This is a genomic window from Streptomyces sp. NPDC005302, assembly GCF_040607345.1.
Classification (GTDB): Bacteria; Actinomycetota; Actinomycetes; order Streptomycetales; family Streptomycetaceae; genus Streptomyces.
Genome location: NZ_JBEXGN010000015.1, coordinates 1 through 19654, shown reverse-complemented (window position 1 = coordinate 19654; position 19654 = coordinate 1). Strand labels below are relative to the sequence as shown.

The window sequence follows — 19654 nt, the reverse complement described above, 5'->3', positions numbered from 1 at the left end:
CGTCCGGAGGCCGATCCCAGGCCCCCGCGTCCCCCGGCGGCGAAGCCGCGAGCCCAGGCGCGCCTGTCAATGACCTCATCAAACCGCACGCCGAGCCACAACCACCCGGCACTCGCTACCTGCCACCGCCACCCGAACAACGACCCGGCGTCCCAGCCCGCACCCCACCCCCAGGCCCCATACCCGCAGCCACAGGAGCCACAAGGGCCACAGACACACCGACCGGAGCCGCAACACCCCAACTACCCCACGAAGCCCTCAGCCCTCAGCCCTCAGCCCTCAGCCCTCAGCCCTCAGCCACCGTCCAGCCAAAGGCGCGGCAGCGAGCCCCCCGCACCACCCCACCCCACCCGCCGCCTACCCGACCCCAGGAGCCGGACCCTCCCCGTTCCCCTCACCGCTCCCCCGTCGGCGCCAGACCTCCCGCCAGTACGCCCCCCACCGGTCGGAGCCGACGGCACCGGCCGCGCGGGACTTCGGCACACAGTGGACCGGAAGCAGGCTCAGCCCCCATCCGCCCGCCGCTATCGTCCCTTCGAGCACCCCCGCGTCGGGGGCGAGAGCGAGCCGGAGCACGCTGCACCACCACAGCACGCCCAGCACCAGAGCGGCCCCCCGGCGCACTATTCGCCCCGCCATGGCACCCTCCTCAGGCCCGGCACCGGGCCATCGATTCCACACTCGCGACACTCGCGACACGAGCGACCTCACGGGCGGCCGACGGGTACGGCCGGCGGCGAAGCGCCGAGCCACCGGTCAGTCATCAGCCGTCAGCCGTTCTCCGCCTGGAACATCCAGTGATGCTTCTCCAGGTCGGCCGTGATGCCGATGAAGATGTCCTGGCTGACCGGGTCCGGCTCACCGGTGGAGTCCACGCGTTGCCGCATCCGGGTGATCACCGCGCCGAGCGCGTCGACGAGGGCAGCCACGGCGTCCTCGTCCTTGATCCAGCCGTCGGGGGTCGCACCGATGCCGCTGCTCGTCGCCACCGTCGCGGCCCGCCCGTCCGGCGGGACGCCCAGCGTCGCGGCGCGCTCGGCGACGGTGTCGGAGTGCAGGCGCGCGGTGTCCACGACCTCGTCGAGCTGGAGATGGACGGAGCGGAAGCGGGGCCCCACGACGTTCCAGTGCACCTGCTTCGCCACGAGGGAGAGGTCCACCAGGTCGACCAGGGCGCCCTGCAGCGCCTCGGCGACGGTCTTCAGGTCCGCGTCGGACAGAGGGCTCTTCACGACGTACATCCACATCCTCCGATTCACGACGGGTCCGGCGGTCGGCCTCGCCCCGTCCCTCCACCATGAAGGGCGGTCCGCAGACCGGCAAATGGGCCATATCGCTCTCCACTACCCCCGTCCGGCAACGCGAAAGCCCCGGCCGGGTGCCTCCAGGTCTCCCTGGAGGACGCCCCGGCCGGGGCTTTCCCTGTGCGTGACCGGCTCAGGGACGTGAGTCCGTGAGCATCAGGCGGCGACGACGTCGACCGCCTCGGCAGGCGCCTTGATCGTGACCCGTTCCGGTGGCACACCGGCCACCGATACGGAATTGAGCATCGGGCGACGTACCGGTGCGGACACCGGTTCGGTGGCCGCAGCCGACTGGGCCAGCTCGGCGAGAGCGAGCTCGTCGCTCACTTCCCGCATGAGCTCGGACATCCGTACGTCAAGCGCGTCGCAGATCGCGGAGAGCAGCTCGGAGGATGCCTCCTTCTGCCCCCGCTCCACCTCGGAGAGATAGCCGAGTGAGACTCGGGCGGACGAGGAGACTTCGCGCAGAGTACGGCCCTGGCGCTGGCGCTGCCGACGCAGCACGTCACCAAGCAGGCGACGGAGCAGAATCATCGGTGGCTCCCTCCTCGGACCGCGTAGCCGCATCCTTCACGCCCCACCGTACCGCCTTGCGCCGCGGCCGTGCGGGGAGCGATGTCGTGTTCACTCAGGGCTGCAAACATCAAAACCCCCCGTTCTGTTCCGTATCCTGTGCCCGCTCATTCCCCGTCTGTTCGCCCGCCAGCTCCCTCAGGAGCAGGGCGAGCACGCTGCGTACACTCTCCATACGGATTTCCGCCCGGCCACCGTTCAACCGCAGTGGCGCCACTTTCCCGCCCTCAGGGGCAGGAAAGGCCGCGCCCGGAGGTCCCGCGACGGCCACGTAGACCGTGCCGACCGGCTGGCCGTCCTGCGGATCCGGGCCGGCGACACCCGTGGTCGCGATCCCCCAGTCCGCGCCGAGCGCCCTGCGCACTCCGGCCGCCATCTGGGCCGCGACCTGCGGATCCACCGCGCCGCGCTGGGCCAGCAGAGTGGCGTCGACACCCAGCAGCTGATGCTTGAGCTCGGTGGCGTACGCGGTCACGGAGCCCCGGAACGCCTTCGAGGCACCCGGCACCGCCGTGAGCTCGGCCGCCACCAGGCCACCGGTGAGCGACTCGGCGACCGCGAGGGTTTCGCCCCTCACCGTGAGTAGTCGCACCACCTCAGTGGCCTCGGACGTCACCGCGCGGACTCCTCGGCGGCTGCCCGGCGCGCGGCGATGCCCTGCCTGCGCAGCACGACGGCCTGTCGCACGTAGTCGAGTCCGGTGACCACCGTCAGGACGACCGCCACGGCCATCACCCAGAACCTCAGGGTGGCCAGTGCCCCCGTCAGCGCCAGGATGTACATCCCGACCGCGGTGCCCTGGGCCAGCGTCTTCAGCTTTCCGCCCCGGCTCGCCGGGATGACTCCGTACCGGATCACGACGAACCGCAGCAGCGTGACGCCCAGCTCACGGCCGAGGATGACGACGGTCACCCACCAGGGCAGATCTCCGAGGCCCGAGAGGCAGATGAGCGCCGCGCCCATGATCGCCTTGTCGGCGATCGGGTCGGCGATCTTCCCGAAGTCGGTGACGAGGTTGTACGTGCGTGCCAGATGGCCGTCGAAGATGTCGGTGATCATGGCGACGGCGAACGCCGCCCAGGCCCAGGCGCGCATGGCCGGGTCGTAGCCGCCGTCGGCCAGCATCAGGGCCACGAAGCCGGGCACGAGGACGAGCCGGATCATGGTCAGGATGTTGGCGATGTTCCACAGGCTGGCCTGGTCGACGGCCGCGGCGGTCAGCTTCCCGCCCCGCACCGTCTTGCCGTCACCCGGAGCACCGGACACGTCGGGGGCGCTCGTAGCGCCTTTGGCGCTGGGGGAGCCGCCCGCCGCGGATGCCGGGACTCCGGTCATCTGGCCGCCTCCTCAGTCTCCGTACACGCGAGCGCGCCGATCAGCGGCTCGGCCACGAGGTCGACACCTTCCGTACCGACCACCTTGGCCTCGACGATACGGCCGACGGTCAGACCCGCGCCGCTCGTGAACAGCACCTGCCCGTCCGTCTCGGGCGCCTGGTGCGCGGCGCGGCCGTACGCGCCGTCCTCGCCGTCGATCGACTCGACCAGGACGCGGACCGTCTCGCCGACACGCTCCTCGGCGCGCTGGGCGACGAGTTCCTCGGCGAGTCGGGACACGCGCGCGAGGCGCTCGGCGACGACGTCCTCGTCCAGCTTGTTCTCGAAGGTCGCCGCTTCGGTGCCGTCCTCGTCGGAGTAGCCGAAGACGCCGATCGCGTCGAGGCGGGCGCCGGTGAGGAAGCGCTCCAGCTCGGCGAGGTCGGCCTCGCTCTCGCCGGGGAACCCGACGATGAAGTTCGAGCGCACGCCGGCCTCCGGGGCCTTGGCGCGGATGGTGTCGAGCAGTTCCAGGAACCGGTCGGTGTCGCCGAAGCGGCGCATGGAGCGCAGCACGTCGGGCGCGGAGTGCTGGAAGGACAGGTCGAAGTAGGGCGCGACGTTCTCCGTCGACGTCAGCACGTCGATCAGGCCGGGGCGCATCTCGGCGGGCTGCAGGTAGCTGACCCGCACCCGCTCGATGCCGTCGATCTCGGCCAGCTCGGGCAGCATCGTCTCCAGGAGACGGATGTCACCGAGGTCCTTGCCGTACGAGGTGTTGTTCTCGGAGACCAGCATGACCTCCTTCACACCCTGCTCGGCGAGCCAGCGGGCCTCGTTCAGGACGTCGCTGGGGCGGCGTGAGATGAACGAGCCGCGGAAGGACGGGATGGCGCAGAAGGTGCAGCGGCGGTCGCAGCCGGAGGCGAGCTTCACCGAGGCGACCGGGGAGCCGTCCAGCCTGCGGCGCAGCGGCGCGCGGGGGCCGGAGACCGGGGCGACGCCCTCGGGCAGGTCGGTGGGGGCGCCATGGCCCGGAAGGGCCACTTCCTCGCCGGCGGTCTGCCGCTCGGCGGGGCTGATCGGCAGCAGCTTGCGCCGGTCGCGCGGGGTGTGGGAGGCGTGGATGCCGCCGTTCAGGATGGTCTGCAGGCGGTCGGAGATGTCGGCGTAGTCGTCGAATCCGAGCACGCCGTCGGCCTCGGGGAGGGCTTCGGCGAGTTCCTTGCCGTACCGCTCGGCCATGCAGCCCACCGCCACGACGGCCTGGGTTCTGCCGTGCCCCTTGAGGTCGTTGGCTTCGAGCAGGGCGTCGACGGAGTCCTTCTTGGCGGCTTCGACGAAGCCACAGGTGTTGACGACGGCGACGTCCGCTTGCTCGGCGTCCTCCACGAGGTGCCAGCCGTCCGCCTCCAAGCGGCCTGCGAGCTCCTCCGAGTCCACCTCGTTACGGGCGCAGCCAAGGGTGACGAGTGCGACGGTACGGCGTTCAGGCATGGGCTCAAGACTACTTTGTCTCTCCGACACCCCATGTCGACGGGGTTGGCCGATCTTGGCCAACCCCGTGGACTGCCTGTGTCTGCTGGCCTCAGCCGACCTGCGGGTCGCCCTTTGTGTAGGTCAGACGCTCGACCGCGCCCGGCCGGAAGTCGTCCTCGATCTTCTTGCCGTTGACGTAGAGCTGGATGGCTCCGGCGTCACCGAGGATGAGATTGATCTTGGAACTGTCCTGGAAGGTCTTGGACTCGCCCTGGTTCAGCAGCCCGTCGAAGAGCATCCGGCCGTTGTGGTCCTTGGCGGAGATCCAGCTGCGTCCGTCCGGGGCGGTGACCCGCACGGTCACCTTGTCCTGCGGGGCGGCCGCGATGGCGCTGTCGGACGGGTCCGGCTTCGGATCGGCGGGCTTACTGGCGTTCGCGGTGGGCGAGGCGGCCTTGCTGGCGGTGGGCGTGGAGCCCTCGGCGACCTGGGTCTTCGAGTCGTCACCGCTGTCGCCCCCCTTGACGACGGTGAACCCGACGAAGCCGATCACCGCGACGATCGCGGCGACCATGGCGGCCGTCCAGTTCGGTCCGCGCCGCTCGGGACGGATGCGTTCCGCCTCGAAGAGCGGGGCGGCGGGCGTCGGCGCGGGACGTCCGCCGTGCTCGGCGTCGTACTGGGTCAGGAGCGGGACCGGATCGAGCTGGACGGCGCGAGCCAGCGTCCGGATGTGCCCGCGGGCGTAGACGTCGCCGCCGCACGGGGTGAAGTCGTCCTGTTCGATGGCGTGGATGATCGTGATGCGGACGCGGGTGGCGTTGCTGACGTCGTCGACGGTCAGGCCGGCGTCGATACGTGCCTGCTGAAGGGCACGGCCGATCGAGACCGGTTCGGCCGCACGATCGTCTTCGAACGGACGCTCGTCTTCGGGGGTGTTGCCGTCAGGGGAGTTGCCGATGGACACGGGGGCGCCTTTCGAGCGTGTAGCCACCTGTGCTGGAGGTTCAGTCTAGGGGGGGTACGAAAGGGTGGGGCAACCGGGCGGTGGGACTTTGTACGCCATCAGAATGGCCGGTCATCCTGACGCCGGGACAGGTTGGCGTCCCCTCGCTCAACTTGACGTGCGACGAAGGGAAACGGTTGCCCGTCGATCCCTTACGGGTGAGTCACGTTCGAATATCAGACTGGGGCTGAACGTGTCGTTCCGCCACCCGCGCGGCCAACCGCCCGACCTTCGGGCGTCCCGCCGTGCGTCCACCCTGCCCCGACCGGCTGTCCCGTCTTCCTCCGTCGAAGTGCCTACGCTCCTGCTTCCCCGCGAATCACGGCCAACACTCCGTCGAGCTCGTCCGCCTTCACGAGCACGTCCCGGGCCTTGGAACCCTCGCTGGGCCCGACGATGCCGCGCGACTCCATCAGGTCCATCAGCCGGCCGGCCTTGGCGAAGCCGACGCGCAGCTTGCGCTGGAGCATCGAGGTGGACCCGAACTGCGAGGTGACGACCAGTTCGGCCGCCGCGCACAGCAGGTCCAGGTCGTCGCCGATGTCCTCGTCGATCTCCTTCTTCTGCTTGGTGCCCACGGTGACGTCTTCCCGGAAGACGGGCGCCATCTGGTCCTTGCAGTGCTGCACGACCGCGGCGACCTCGTCCTCGGTGACGAAGGCGCCCTGCATACGCGTGGGCTTGTTGGCGCCCATCGGCAGGAAGAGGCCGTCGCCCTTGCCGATCAGCTTCTCGGCGCCGGGCTGGTCGAGGATGACGCGGGAGTCGGCGAGCGAGGACGTGGCGAAGGCGAGCCGGGAGGGCACGTTCGCCTTGATCAGACCGGTGACGACGTCCACCGAAGGGCGCTGGGTGGCGAGCACCAGGTGGATGCCGGCCGCGCGGGCGAGCTGCGTGATCCGCACGATCGCGTCCTCGACGTCCCGCGGGGCGACCATCATCAGGTCGGCGAGCTCGTCGACGATGACCAGGAGGTACGGGTACGGGGTCAGCTCGCGCTCGCTGCCCTCGGGCAGTTTGACCTTGCCGCTGCGGATCGCCGCGTTGAAGTCGTCGATGTGCCGGTACCCGAACGCGGCGAGGTCGTCGTAGCGCAGGTCCATCTCGCGGACGACCCACTGGAGCGCCTCGGCCGCCCGCTTCGGGTTGGTGATGATCGGCGTGATCAGGTGCGGGATGCCCTCGTAGGCGGTCAGCTCGACGCGTTTGGGGTCGACCAGGACCATCCGCACGTCCTCGGGGGTCGCGCGGACCATGACCGAGGTGATCAGGCAGTTGATGCACGAGGACTTGCCGGACCCGGTGGCGCCGGCGACCAGCACGTGCGGCATCTTCGCGAGGTTGGCCATCACGTAGCCGCCCTCGACGTCCTTGCCGAGCGCGACGAGCATCGGATGGTCGTCCTCGGCCGCGTCCGCGAGCCGCAGTACATCGCCGAGGTTGACCATCTCGCGGTCCGTGTTGGGGATCTCGATGCCGACCGCGGACTTGCCGGGGATCGGGCTGATGATCCGCACGTCGGGGCTGGCGACCGCGTACGCGATGTTCTTGGTGAGCGCCGTGATCCGCTCGACCTTGACGGCGGGGCCGAGCTCGACCTCGTAGCGCGTGACGGTCGGACCACGGGTGAAGCCGGTGACGGCGGCGTCGACCTTGAACTCCCGGAAGACGTTCTGCAGGGAGGCGACCACCGCGTCGTTGGCGGCGCTGCGCGTCTTGCCGGGGCCGCCGCGCTCCAGCAGGTCGAGCGAGGGCAGCGAGTACGTGATGTCCCCGGAGAGCTGGAGCTGCTCCGCGCGCGGGGGCAGCTCGCGGGGCGCGTCGGGCGCGGCCTTGGTGAGGTCGGGCACGACGCCCTCGGAGGGCAGAGTCTCCTGCTTCGGCCGCTTGGCACCCGGCACCGGGCCCTTGGCACGGGCGGCCGGCACCGGCGTGGTCTCCTCGTACCCGTCGCGCTCCACGCTGACGCCCTGCGTCAGGTCGGCGACCAGCGGCGAGGGCGGCATTCCGTGCAGCACGGCGCCGTCGAGCGCGGCGGCGGCCGCGGCGGCGACGTCCACGGCGTCCATCGGCCGGTTCATGCCGGGCTGCTGGGCGCCGGGCCGCCGGGGCCTGCTCCGACGCTTGGTGAGCGCGTCCTGTTCGGCGTTGTCGGGGTCGTACGCGTCGGGGGCCTGCGGGCGTCTGCGGGAGCGCGCCGGGGTCGCCTCGCGCCACTGCTCGTCGTAGCGCTCGTCGTCCTCACCGAACGCGTCCTCGTCGAAGTCGGCCTGGACGATGCCGAGCTTCTGGCCGAGCAGTCGCAGCCGCTGCGGGATCGCGTTGACCGGGGTGGCCGTGACGACCAGCAGGCCGAAGATCGTGAGGAGCACGAGGAGCGGTACGGCGAGGACGTCGCCCATCGTGTAGGTCAGCGGGGTGGAAGCACCCCAGCCGATGAGTCCGCCGGCGTCCCTTATCGCCTGCATGCCGTCGCTGCGCGCGGGCGCCCCGCACGCGATGTGGACCTGCCCGAGCACACCGATCGCGAGCGCGGACAGACCGATGACGATGCGGCCGTTGGCCTCGGGCTGCTCGGGATGGCGGATGAGCCGGGCCGCGATGACGCCGAGGAGTATCGGCACGAGCAGGTCGAGGCGCCCGAAGGCACCGGTGACGAGCATCTCGACGAGGTCTCCGACCGGGCCGCGCAGATTGGACCAGGTTCCCGCCGCGACGATCAGCGCGATGCCGAGCAGCAGCAGCGCGACGCCGTCCTTGCGGTGGGCCGGGTCGAGGCCCTTGGCGCCCCGCCCTATGCCACGGAAGGTCGCTCCGACGGCGTGGGCGAGGCCCAGCCACACGGCGCGCACCAGTCGGTACACGCCCGCGGTCGGGCTGGGCGCCGGCGCGGGAGCGGGCCTCCTGGCAGGCGCCTTCTTGGCGGCTGCCTTTTTCGCGGGGGCCTTCTTCGCCGGAGCCTTCGTCGGACCGGCCGCCTTCTTCGCGGGCGGCTTCTTGGCTGCGGACTGACGTGAGGCCATGTGTGTGAGGTTACCGGTGGAGACGACAGGGGACACGTGTGCCCACGGCTTCACCCGATCGTGTCGCCCTTGCCAGGGACCGGAACTGACGCGTCCTCATCCGGTTCCCGGCCGGCCGCGCCGACGTCGACAACGTTTCCGCGCCGGCGTCGGTTCAGCTCTGCGACGGGAGCGGGGGCGCGCTGCCGGTGCCCGGCTCCAGGGCGTCCAGCGCTCTGCGCAGCCCGGTCAGCTTGCGTTCGAGGTGGGCCGCGGTCGCCACCGCCGCCGCGTCCGCGGAGTCGTCGTCCAGTTGCTTGGACAGCGCCTCGGCCTGCTCCTCAACGGCCGCGAGCCGGGCGGACAGTTCGGCGAGAAGACCGGCGGGCTCCTTGGCGTCGCCGAGCGTCGCCTTGCCGCCACCGCCCTCCAGCTGGAGCCGCAGCAGGGCCGCCTGCTCCCGGAGTTGGCAGTTCTTCATGTACAGCTCGACGAAGACCGAGACCTTCGCGCGCAGCACCCACGGGTCGAACGGCTTGGAGATGTAGTCCACAGCGCCCGCCGCGTACCCCCGGAAGGTGTGGTGGGGGCCGTGGTTGATGGCGGTGAGGAAGATGATCGGGATGTCCCGGGTCCGCTCCCGCCGCTTGATGTGCGCGGCGGTCTCGAAACCGTCCATGCCCGGCATCTGGACGTCCAGCAGAATGACCGCGAAGTCGTCCGTGAGCAGCGCCTTGAGCGCTTCCTCCCCGGACGATGCCCGCACCAGTGTCTGATCGAGCGCGGAGAGAATCGCCTCCAGCGCCAGCAGATTCTCCGGCCGGTCATCGACCAGGAGGATCTTGGCCTTCTGCACCATGGCCCGCCCTCCTCGCCCCGGCATGGGGCCTCCCCTGTCCGCAGGACTTGGGGTAGCACCGGGGGCCGCCCCAGAGGACGACTCCCTTACGTCGTCCGTCCTTGTGCGGGTCATGGTAGCCGCACCCCGCCTGTCGCCACACCCTGTCACCGTGATGTCACTGTGCACGTAGCAGAAACGTCGCGGGAGACCAGAAGGTTCCCCGTATCCCGTGCTTCTACACGGCTTCGGGCCAGGTCCGTTGTGCGACCTGCCGTACGAGGCGGGGCCTCCCGCGCGGCCGTACCGCACGGTGAACCGCCCCTCGACACCGCGTCACCGGACGGCGGCCCGCACCGCCCGGTGTCGCCCATGTCACCCCTCGCGCATCCACTGCTCCATCACGGAGAGCAGGTGATCGGGATCGACCGGCTTGGTCACGTAGTCGGAGGCCCCCGACTCGATCGCCTTCTCCCGGTCGCCCTTCATCGCCTTCGCCGTCAGGGCGATGATCGGCAGCCCCGCGAACTGCGGCATCCTGCGGATCGCCGTGGTCGTCGCGTAACCGTCCATCTCCGGCATCATGATGTCCATCAGAACGACCGTCACATCGTCGTGCTGCTCCAGGACCTCGATGCCCTCACGGCCGTTCTCCGCGTACAGCACCGAAAGGCCGTGCTGCTCCAGGACGCTCGTCAGCGCGAACACGTTGCGGATGTCGTCGTCGACGATCAGGACCTTCTCCCCCTCGAAGCGGATGCCCCGGGGCGGCTGCGGTCCCGTCTCCGGAACCGCCCACTGCTCCTGAGAGCCTCCCGCGCCGCTCTCCGGCTGCCCGGGGGCGGCGCCGCGCTCCTCGGCCGCGGGAAGGGTCCTGCGGCGCCTCCTGAAGAGCGCGGCGGGTCCGTTCTGGGTCTCCTGGTACGACTTCACCTCGGCCGTCATCTCCACGCCCGGGCCGGCCAGCTCCGCCTCGGAGGCCAGCAGCTCCCCCGCCTCCAGCGCCGGGACCATCTGCCCGTAGCCCTGCGGCGGCAGTTCGCTCGGGTGCAGCGGCAGGTACAGCGTGAAGGTGGAGCCGCGTCCCGGCTCGCTCTGCGCGTGGATCTCGCCGCCCAGCAGCCGCGCGATCTCCCGCGAGATGGAGAGCCCGAGTCCGGTGCCGCCGTACTTGCGGCTCGTCGTGCCGTCCGCCTGCTTGAAGGCCTCGAAGATCACCCGCATCTTGCTCGCGGCGATCCCGATACCGGTGTCGGTCACCGAGAACGCGATGAGGTCGCCGTCCGCGTCCCGCAGCGACCCGGACTCCAGGAGCTGCTCCCGGATGGCCACCGGCACGTCCGCGCCGGCCGGCCGGATCACCAGCTCGACCGCCCCGGAGTCGGTGAACTTCACCGCGTTGGAGAGCAGGTTGCGCAGCACCTGCAGCAGCCGCTGTTCGTCCGTGTGCAGCGTGGCGGGCAGTTCCGGCGAGACCCGCACCGAGAAGTCGAGCCCCTTCTCCGCCGTCAGCGGGCGGAAGGTGGCCTCCACGTAGTCGACGAGCTGGACGAGCGCGATACGGGTCGGCGACACGTCCATCTTGCCCGCCTCGACCTTGGACAGGTCGAGGATGTCGTTGATCAGCTGGAGCAGGTCCGAGCCCGCGCCGTGGATCGTCTCGGCGAACTCGACCTGCTTGGGCGTCAGGTTCGTGTCCGCGTTGTCGGCGAGCAGTTTGGCGAGGATCAGCAGGGAGTTGAGCGGCGTCCGCAGCTCATGCGACATGTTCGCCAGGAACTCGCTCTTGTAGCGCATGGAGACGGCGAGCTGCTCGGCACGCTCCTCCAGGACCTGGCGGGCCTCCTCGATCTCGGTGTTCTTCACCTCGATGTCCCGGTTCTGCTGGGCCAGCAGCTCGGCCTTCTCCTCCAGCTCCATGTTCGAGTCCTGGAGCGCCTTCTGCCGGTTCTCCAACTCCGCTGAACGCTCGCGCAGTTGCTCGGTCAGCTCCTGCGACTGCCCGAGCAGCACCTCCGTCTTGGTGTTCACGGAGATGGTGTTGACGCTCGTCGCGATCATCTCGGCGATCTGGTTCAGGAAGTCCTTCTGGATCTGCGTGAACGGCGTGAACGACGCCAGCTCGATGACACCGAGCACCGTCCCCTCGAACAGCACCGGAAGCACGACGACCTGGGCCGGAGGCGCCTCACCGAGCCCGGAGGAGATCTTCAGGTAGCCGCTCGGCGCGTTCTCCACCAGGATCGTGCGCTTCTCCTGGGCGGCGGTCCCGATGAGCGCCTCGCCGGGCCGGAACGACGTCGGCATGGAGCCCATCGAGTAGCCGTACGACCCGAGCATGCGCAGCTCGTACGCCTCCTCGTCCTCGGCGCCCGCGTCCTTGCCGTCGACCAGCGGCATGGAGAGGAAGAACGCGCCGTGCTGGGCCGAGACGACCGGCGTCAGCTCGCTCATGATCAGGGAGGCCACGTCGGCGAGGTCGCGGCGGCCCTGCATCAGGGCGGAGATGCGGGCGAGGTTGCCCTTCAGCCAGTCCTGTTCCTTGTTCGCGATCGTGGTGTCGCGCAGGTTGGCGATCATCTTGTTGATGTAGTCCTGGAGTTCCTGGATCTCGCCGGACGCGTCCACGTCGATCTTCAGGTTCAGGTCACCGCGGGTCACCGCGGTCGCCACGCGCGCGATGGCACGCACCTGCCGGGTCAGGTTCCCGGCCATCTCGTTCACCGACTCGGTGAGGTCGCGCCAGGTGCCGTCGACGTCACGCACGCGTGCCTGGCCGCCCAACTGCCCCTCGGTGCCCACCTCGCGGGCCACCCGGGTGACCTCCTCGGCGAAGGACGACAACTGGTCGACCATCGTGTTGATGGTGGTCTTGAGCTCCAGGATCTCGCCGCGCGCGTCGATGTCGATCTTCTTGGTCAGGTCGCCCTTCGCGATGGCCGTCGTGACCATCGCGATGTTGCGCACCTGGCCGGTCAGGTTGGACGCCATCCCGTTCACCGACTCGGTGAGGTCCTTCCACGTGCCGGACACGCCCGGTACGCGCGCCTGGCCGCCGAGGATGCCGTCCGTGCCCACCTCGCGGGCCACCCGGGTCACCTGGTCCGCGAACGAACTCAGCGTCTTCACCATGGTGTTGACGGTGTCGGCGAGCTGCGCGACCTCGCCGCTCGCCTCGACCGTGACCTTCTTGGTGAGGTCGCCGTTGGCCACCGCCGTCGCGACCTGGGAGATGTTCCGCACCTGGTTGGTCAGGTTGTTGGCCATCACGTTGACGTTGTCGCTCAGGTCCTTCCAGATGCCGGTGACACCCGGCACCCGCGCCTGCCCGCCCAGGTTGCCGTCGGTGCCCACCTCGCGGGCCACCCGCGTCACCTGCTCGGCGAAGTTCGACAGCTGGTCCACCATCGTGTTGACGGTCGTGACCAGTTCGAGGATCTCGCCCTTCGCGTCGACGGTGATCTTCTTCGACAGGTCGCCCTTCGCGACCGCGGTCGTCACCTCGGCGATGTTGCGCACCTGGATGGTCAGGTTGTTGGCCATGAAGTTCACGGACTGGGTGAGGTCCTTCCAGGTGCCGGAGACACCCTGCACCTCGGCCTGCCCGCCCAGCATGCCCTCCGTGCCCACCTCGCGGGCCACCCGCGTCACCTGCTCGGCGAAGTTCGACAGCTGGTCCACCATCGTGTTGAGGGTGTTCTTCAGCTCCAGGATCTCGCCGCGCGCGTCCACGTCGATCTTCTGCGACAGGTCACCCCGGGCCACCGCCGTCGCCACCTGCGCGATGTTGCGCACCTGGGCGGTGAGGTTGCCGGCCATGCCGTTCACGGAGTCGGTCAGGTCGCGCCAGACGCCGGCGACACCGGGCACCTGGGCCTGCCCGCCGAGCCGGCCCTCCGTACCCACCTCGCGCGCCACCCGCGTCACCTGGTCGGCGAACGCGGAGAGCTGGTCGACCATCGTGTTGATGGTGTTCTTCAGCTCCAGGATCTCGCCGCGCGCGTCCACGTCGATCTTCTGCGACAGGTCGCCCCGGGCCACCGCGGTGGTCACCTGCGCGATCTGGCGTACCTGCGAGGTCAGGTTGCCCGCCATGAAGTTGACGGAGTCGGTGAGTTCCTTCCACGTACCGGACACACCGTCCACCCGGGCCTGACCGCCGAGCCGGCCCTCCGTACCCACGTCCCGGGCCATCCGCGTCACCTGGTCGGCGAAGCTCGACAGCTGGTCCACCATCGTGTTCACGGTGTTCTTCAGCTGGAGCATCTCGCCGGACACGTCCACGGTGACCTTCTGCGACAGGTCACCGTTCGCGACCGCCGTGGTCACCTGCGCGATGTTGCGCACCTGACCCGTCAGGTTCTGGAACGCCGTGTTGACGGAGTCGGTGAGGTCCTTCCACGTACCGGCAACACCCGGCACCTGCGCCTGACCGCCCAGCTCACCCTCGACACCGACCTCGCGCGCCACCCGGGTGACCTCGACACCGAACGACGACAGCTGGTCGACCATCGTGTTGACGGTGTTCTTCAGCTCCAGCATCTCGCCGGCCACGTCCACGGTGACCTTCTGCGACAGGTCACCGTTGGCCACCGCCGTCGTCACCGCGGCGATGTCGCGCACCTGCGTCGTCAGGTTCCGGAAGACCGTGTTGACCGAGTCGGTCAGGTCCTTCCAGGTGCCCGCCGCGCCCGGCACGTTCGCCTGGCCGCCGAGCTGACCCCCGGCGCCGACCTCGTTGGCCACACGCGTGACCTCGTCGGCGAACGTCCGCAGCGTCTCGGTCATCTGGTTGATCGTCTCGGCGAGCTGCGCGACCTCGCCCCGCGCGGAGACGGTCACCTTCTGCGACAGGTCACCGCTCGCGACGGCCGTCGTCACCTGCGCGATCCCGCGCACCTGGGCCGTCAGGTTGCCGGCCATCAGGTTCACCGAGTCGGTGAGGTCCTTCCAGACGCCGGCCACCCCGGGCACCTGCGCCTGGCCGCCCAGCTCGCCCTCCGTCCCCACCTCACGCGCGACACGCGTCACCTCGGAGGAGAAGGACGAGAGCTGGTCGACCATCGTGTTGACGGTGTTCTTCAGCTCGAGCATCTCGCCGGCCACGTGAACGGTGACCTTCCGCGACAGGTCACCCTTGGCGACCGCCGTCGTCACCAGCGCGATGTCCCGCACCTGGGCCGTCAGCCGGTACGCCATCGTGTTGACCGAGTCCGTGAGGTCCTTCCACGAACCCGACATCCCGCGCACTCGGGCCTGCCCGCCCAGCTTGCCCTCGGTCCCCACCTCGCTGGCCACCCGCGTGACCTCGTCGGTGAACGTCGACAGCTGGTCGACGAGGTTGTTGACCGTCCGCCCGACCTTCAGGAACTCGCCGCGCAGCGGATGCCCGTTCCCGTCGGCCGCCTGCGCGCGCAGATCCATCCGCGGCGACAGATCACCCTCCGCGACCGCGGACAGCACCCGGCCGACCTCGGAGACGGGCCGTACGAGATCGTCGACCAGCGCGTTCGACGCGTCGATCGCGGCCGCCCAGGAGCCCTCGCAGACCCCCGTCTCCAGCCGCTCCGTGAGCTTTCCCTCACGGCCCACCACCCGCCGCACCCGCGACAGCTCACCGGTGAGATGCAGATTGCGGTCGGCGACCTCGTTGAAGACCGCCGCGATCTCGGACATCACCCCGTCGCCGGAGACCGTGAGCCGCTTGCGGAAGTTCCCGTCCCGCATCGAGACCAGGGCGGCCAGCATGCGGTTCAGCGCCGCCGTGTCCACCTCGGTGGTACCGGTGCGCGGTGTGCGCCCACTGCTCGGGGACTGTCCGCCTTTCGCGCGCGTCCTACCGCCCCGCGTCGCTGCGCCAGACTCCACTGTGTCCCTCCCGCAAGGGTCGACCATTACTGCTCGGCGTACTCGGGTACTGCTGCTCTGCGTGCAGAGGAGGCACTCGGCGTGCCCGGACCTTCTCCGTGGAGCCTGCCCAGTGTTTCACCCCGGCTGAACCAGGCCATAACAGTTCGGCAGCTTCGCACATCGTCCGCACACCATCGGTCCTCGTCCGCACACCCGCGGAACCGCAGCCGAGCCTGGTCGCAGACGACCACAAGCACACGGCAGAACGGAAACTCCCGGCCCTTCCGGACGGAAACACTGGTGACCGGCATCCGCATGGACCGCGAAGGTAAGTAACCTTGCATGCGGCTGTCCAGCCGTGCCGGACCTGTCCGGCCTGGGCGGTGGCACGAGCACGAGCGGGCAGGCATCGGAGGGGCACCGCACCATGACCACCGGACTGCATCCTGGGGAAGCCCCTCAGGATCCCCGGCCGACGGGGAACCACGCTCTTCCCACGCAGGAGCGGGGCGGCCACGCAGCCGTGCACGCCGACAACCGGACGAGGAGTTCTGTGATCACCGCGCGCGCGGCCGCCAGTTTCGAGCCGGTGGGACGCTCCGTCGCTACCGCCCGCTCCTTCGTCCGCGACACCCTCCAGGGTTGGGGATTCGCCGACATCGTGGACGACGCCGTCGTCCTGACCAGCGAACTGGTCACCAATGCCGTCGTACACGCGGGCACCTCCGCCGACGTTCTGTGTCTGCGCAGCGACGACGGCGTACGCATCGAGGTGGCGGATCACTACCCCGAACGCGAGATCCCACTCCAGGGCGCGGCCATCGACATGGGCAGCCCCGACCGCGAGGGCGGACGCGGGCTCCAGCTCTGCGCGGCCCTCGCCGGCCGCTGGGGTGTCGAGTACACGCCCACCCACAAACAGGTCTGGTTCCAGCTCGAACTCCCCGAGCGCGCGGTCGGCACCCGCGCCGCCGGCCCCGCCCTGCCCGCCCACCTCCTCCCCCTCGCCGACGGCCGCGTCCGCGTCGCGGTCGTCCAGATCGACCGCACCGGCGCCATCAACGCCTGGAACGAGGACGCCGAGGAACTCTTCGGGTACGCCGCCGAGCAGGTCACCGGCAAACCGCTGACGGACCTCGCGGCCTGGCCGCACACCCCCGGCACCAGCACCGGCATCGTCGAGGCCCTCCAACTCTCCCGCTGGGAAGGCAGTTACGGCATCCGCTGCGCCGACGGCCGGGTCACCCCGGTCTACGCCTCGCACCTGCGGGTCCGGGACACGAGCGGCGAACCGTCGACGGTGTGCCTCCTCGTCCGCGACCACGAACGCGCCGTCCTGCAGACCCCGTTGCGCCTCGCCGCGGCGGACTCGGGCACCACCGCCGAGGGCCAGACCACCGACCCGTTCGAGATCTTCATCGGCTCGCCCGCCCCGGACGACCTCGACGGCCTCCTCCAGCGCACGGTGGAACGCGCCCGCGACATGCTCGACGCCGACTCCGCTTTCCTGCTCCTCGCGACCGACGACGAGACGGAGTTGGAGGTACGCGCCTCGACGGGCCTGCCCTCCGCCCGCCAGCGCTTCGCCCGCGTCCCCGTCGAGGCGGGCCCCGGACGCTACGGCTCCGCCCGGATGCCCGCCGTCCACGAGGACCTGACGGTCGTCCCCGGCGCCGTCCCGCTCCTCGGCGGCACCGGCATGCGCTCGGTCGTCACGGTCCCACTGAAGGTCGAGGGCCGCCTCACCGGCTCCCTCGGCGTCGCCGCCGAAGCCCCGGGCCGCTACTCCAACGAGGAGGCCCTGCGCCTCCAGTTCGCCGCCGACCGCATCGCCCTCGCCGTGGAGTCCGCCCGGCTCGGCGAACTGGAACGCCTGCGCCGCGGCTCCCTGTCGTTCCTCGTCGAGGCCTCCGACCTCCTCGCGGGCACCCTGGACCGCGACCAGACGCTGGCCCTCATGGCCCAGATGACCGTCCCGACCCTCGCGACCTGGTGCGCGGTCTACACGATCGCCGACCAGTCCTCGGAGCCGTACCTCTCGTACGTGCTGCACGAGGACGAGGAACGCATCGACGGTCTCAAGGCGCTGCTGTCGAAGATCGCCCCGCCGGACCCGGTGCCCACGCCGGGCGCCCGCGTCTGGTCGGCACCCGCCGCCGCGGCGCACGAGGCGGCCCTGCGCACGTCCATGCGCAGTCTGGGCCTCGGCGAGACCGCCTCGGCGAGCACCGGCATCGGCACAACCCTCGCCACGGCCTCCGCGGTCGGCGGCGAGACGGTCGTCCTCCCCCTGGTGGCCCGCAACCGCGTCATCGGCATGCTGACCCTCGGCAAGCCGTCGGACGAGCACTTCCGCCAGGAGATCCTGGAACTGGCCGAGGACCTCTCCCGCCGAGCGGCCCTCGCCCTGGACAACGCCCGCCTGTATTCGGAGCGCACAGCCATCAGCCAGTCCCTCCAGCGCAGCCTCCTGCCCCCCGAGCTCCCCCACATCGAGAACGTCGAGGTCGAGGTCATCTATCGTGCGGCCGGCGAGGGCAACGAAGTCGGCGGCGACTTCTACGACCTCTTCCCCATCCGCGACGGCGCGTACGGCTTCGCCATCGGCGACGTCTGCGGTACGGGTCCGGAGGCGGCGGCGGTCACCGGCCTCGCCCGGCACGCCCTGCGCCTGCTGGCCCGCGAGGGCTACGGCGGCCCGGCCGTACTGGAGCGCCTGAACTCCGCGATCCTCGACGAGGGCGCCCGCAGCCGCTTCCTGACCCTCCTGTACGGCGAGCTGTGGCCCCAGGAGGACGGCAGCGCCATCCTGAAGGTGGTCTGCGCCGGGCACCCGCTCCCGCTGCGTCTGCGCCAGGACGGCACGGTCGAACCGGCAGCCGAACCCCAGCCGCTGCTGGGCGTGATGGAGGACCTGGAGCTCTACGAGCAGACGGTCACCCTCGATCCGGGCGATGTCCTGCTCTGCGTCACGGACGGCGTCACCGAGCGCCGCGAAGGTACCCGCATGCTCGGTGACGACGGTCTCGCGGACGTCCTCACCACCTGCACGGGCCTGACGGCGGGTGCCGTCGCTGCACGCATCATGCGGGCGGTGGAACGCTTCGCCTCTGACGCCCCCTCGGATGACATGGCGATTCTCGCGATGCGCGTGCCGGGCCTCCAGACCGACTAGTCGTCGGGGCCGGCCGGTACACCGGTCGGCCCCGGACATGCGAAAGGCCCCCGCCCACAAGGGCGGAGGCCTTTTCTGCTGGAGCCCCCCAACGGAATCGAACCGTTGACCTTCTCCTTACCATGGAGACGCTCTACCGACTGAGCTAGGGGGGCCTGCTGCCCTTGCGAAGTTTCCCTCGCGGCAACGAAATAGATCATACCCCGAACACAACGGTGTTCCCAACCACCGGTGCGGAGATCAGAAAGCGGGCTGGAGAAGCCCTCCGAGCGCATTGCACGCGGAGACGATCCGCTGCATCTCCCGCTTGGTCAACGCCCCGTCCACCGGAAGCGAAAGGGTCTCGTCCGCGGCCCGCTCCGTCTCGGGAAGGTGTACGTCCCGACGGAACCCGGGCATGCGGTGCACCGGCGTCTTGACCGGCACCCGGCACTCAACGCCCTTGGCCCGCACGGCTCGTGCGAAGGCGTCCCGGTCCGGTCGTCCGTTGCCGGGCACCCGCACCACGTACTGCTGGTAGGTGTGTCCGTCTCCGCCGTCCGGTGTCCGCACTCCGCTGAGCCGGCCGTCGAGGTAGGCGGCCCGTTCCCGGCGCTGCGCGGTCTCGTCGTACGGCGTCGCGGACTCTCCTTGTTCCAGCACCAACAGCCCGTGCCGTCGGCCGAGTTCGTGGAGCCGCGGCAGGTCGGCGGTCCGTCCGAAGCGGTGCACGACGACGACAGCCGCGGACCGGGGTGTTATGACGGCGTCGACCGCCAGCGGGTCGAGGCAGTAGGTCGCCGGGTCTATGTCGGCGAAGACGACGGTGGCGCCGGCCTGGTCCACGGCCTCGGCGACCTCCACGTTCCCGAAGGCCGGGACGATGACCTCGTCACCGGCTCCGACGCCCGCGGCCCTGAGCATTGCAGCAGTACCCATACTGGGGATCGTGGTCGCGCAACGTGAACTTCAAGTGACGCAAAACAAAAAAGAGCTGGTCCCCGAACCGAAGTTCGGGGACCAGCTCTTCAAGATTAGTTCGGCGGCGTCCTACTCTCCCACAGGGTCCCCCCTGCAGTACCATCGGCGCTGTGAGGCTTAGCTTCCGGGTTCGGAATGTAACCGGGCGTTT

12 protein-coding genes, 1 tRNA gene and 1 rRNA gene are annotated in these 19654 nt (G+C 70.0%); 1 reads left to right on the top strand and 13 read right to left on the bottom strand.

What is annotated here, in order from left to right; translation table 11 throughout:
- Nucleotides 1-357: 357 nt before the first annotated feature.
- The 10 genes from ABZT74_RS22155 to ABZT74_RS22110 all read right to left on the bottom strand — a co-directional run bounded on the left by ABZT74_RS22155 (nucleotide 358) and on the right by ABZT74_RS22110 (nucleotide 15386).
- A complete protein-coding gene (locus ABZT74_RS22155; RefSeq protein WP_355871634.1) occupies nucleotides 358-639 on the bottom strand; it encodes a hypothetical protein in 282 nt (93 codons plus the stop codon).
- A 131-nt stretch (nucleotides 640-770) separates the two neighbouring features.
- Entirely contained in the window at nucleotides 771-1241 is a 471-nt protein-coding gene (locus tag ABZT74_RS22150) for a DNA starvation/stationary phase protection protein (protein WP_355871637.1), read from the bottom strand.
- A gap of 219 nt (nucleotides 1242-1460) precedes the next feature.
- Entirely contained in the window at nucleotides 1461-1838 is a 378-nt protein-coding gene (locus tag ABZT74_RS22145) for a helix-turn-helix transcriptional regulator (protein ID WP_355871640.1), read from the bottom strand.
- Between the two features lie 109 nt (nucleotides 1839-1947).
- Nucleotides 1948-2493: a CinA family protein gene (locus tag ABZT74_RS22140; RefSeq protein ID WP_356164630.1), complete on the bottom strand. Its 546-nt coding sequence runs from the start codon at nucleotides 2491-2493 to the stop codon at nucleotides 1948-1950.
- Entirely contained in the window at nucleotides 2490-3212 is a 723-nt protein-coding gene (gene pgsA, locus ABZT74_RS22135) for a CDP-diacylglycerol--glycerol-3-phosphate 3-phosphatidyltransferase (protein ID WP_356164628.1), read from the bottom strand. Before pgsA ends, ABZT74_RS22140 begins: the two co-directional genes overlap by 4 nt.
- Nucleotides 3209-4690 carry a 30S ribosomal protein S12 methylthiotransferase RimO gene (rimO, locus tag ABZT74_RS22130; protein WP_356164626.1) on the bottom strand — a complete coding sequence of 494 codons (1482 nt, stop codon included), beginning with the start codon at nucleotides 4688-4690 and terminating at the stop codon, nucleotides 3209-3211. Before rimO ends, pgsA begins: the two co-directional genes overlap by 4 nt.
- A gap of 91 nt (nucleotides 4691-4781) precedes the next feature.
- The gene (locus ABZT74_RS22125; RefSeq protein WP_355871652.1) at nucleotides 4782-5639 is read right to left on the bottom strand and encodes a RodZ domain-containing protein; all 858 of its coding nucleotides are present in this window, start codon (nucleotides 5637-5639) and stop codon (nucleotides 4782-4784) included.
- A gap of 335 nt (nucleotides 5640-5974) precedes the next feature.
- Nucleotides 5975-8701 carry a DNA translocase FtsK gene (locus tag ABZT74_RS22120; protein WP_356437411.1) on the bottom strand — a complete coding sequence of 909 codons (2727 nt, stop codon included), beginning with the start codon at nucleotides 8699-8701 and terminating at the stop codon, nucleotides 5975-5977.
- A 154-nt stretch (nucleotides 8702-8855) separates the two neighbouring features.
- A complete protein-coding gene (locus tag ABZT74_RS22115) occupies nucleotides 8856-9539 on the bottom strand; it encodes a response regulator (RefSeq protein ID WP_355871658.1) in 684 nt (227 codons plus the stop codon).
- Between the two features lie 354 nt (nucleotides 9540-9893).
- Nucleotides 9894-15386 carry a HAMP domain-containing protein gene (locus ABZT74_RS22110; RefSeq protein WP_355871660.1) on the bottom strand — a complete coding sequence of 1831 codons (5493 nt, stop codon included), beginning with the start codon at nucleotides 15384-15386 and terminating at the stop codon, nucleotides 9894-9896.
- 409 nt (nucleotides 15387-15795) lie between these two features.
- Between ABZT74_RS22110 and ABZT74_RS22105 the strand changes: the two genes are divergently transcribed.
- Nucleotides 15796-18543 (top strand): SpoIIE family protein phosphatase, encoded by a 2748-nt coding sequence (locus ABZT74_RS22105; protein WP_356164623.1) that lies wholly within the window; start codon nucleotides 15796-15798, stop codon nucleotides 18541-18543.
- A 79-nt stretch (nucleotides 18544-18622) separates the two neighbouring features.
- Here ABZT74_RS22105 and ABZT74_RS22100 read toward each other — a convergent pair.
- The 3 genes from ABZT74_RS22100 to rrf form a co-directional block, all read right to left on the bottom strand.
- A tRNA-Thr gene (locus tag ABZT74_RS22100) sits at nucleotides 18623-18698 on the bottom strand.
- A gap of 85 nt (nucleotides 18699-18783) precedes the next feature.
- A complete protein-coding gene (locus ABZT74_RS22095; protein WP_356165340.1) occupies nucleotides 18784-19446 on the bottom strand; it encodes a DegT/DnrJ/EryC1/StrS family aminotransferase in 663 nt (220 codons plus the stop codon).
- A 113-nt stretch (nucleotides 19447-19559) separates the two neighbouring features.
- A 5S ribosomal RNA gene (rrf, locus tag ABZT74_RS22090) occupies nucleotides 19560-19654 on the bottom strand; the annotation flags it as partial.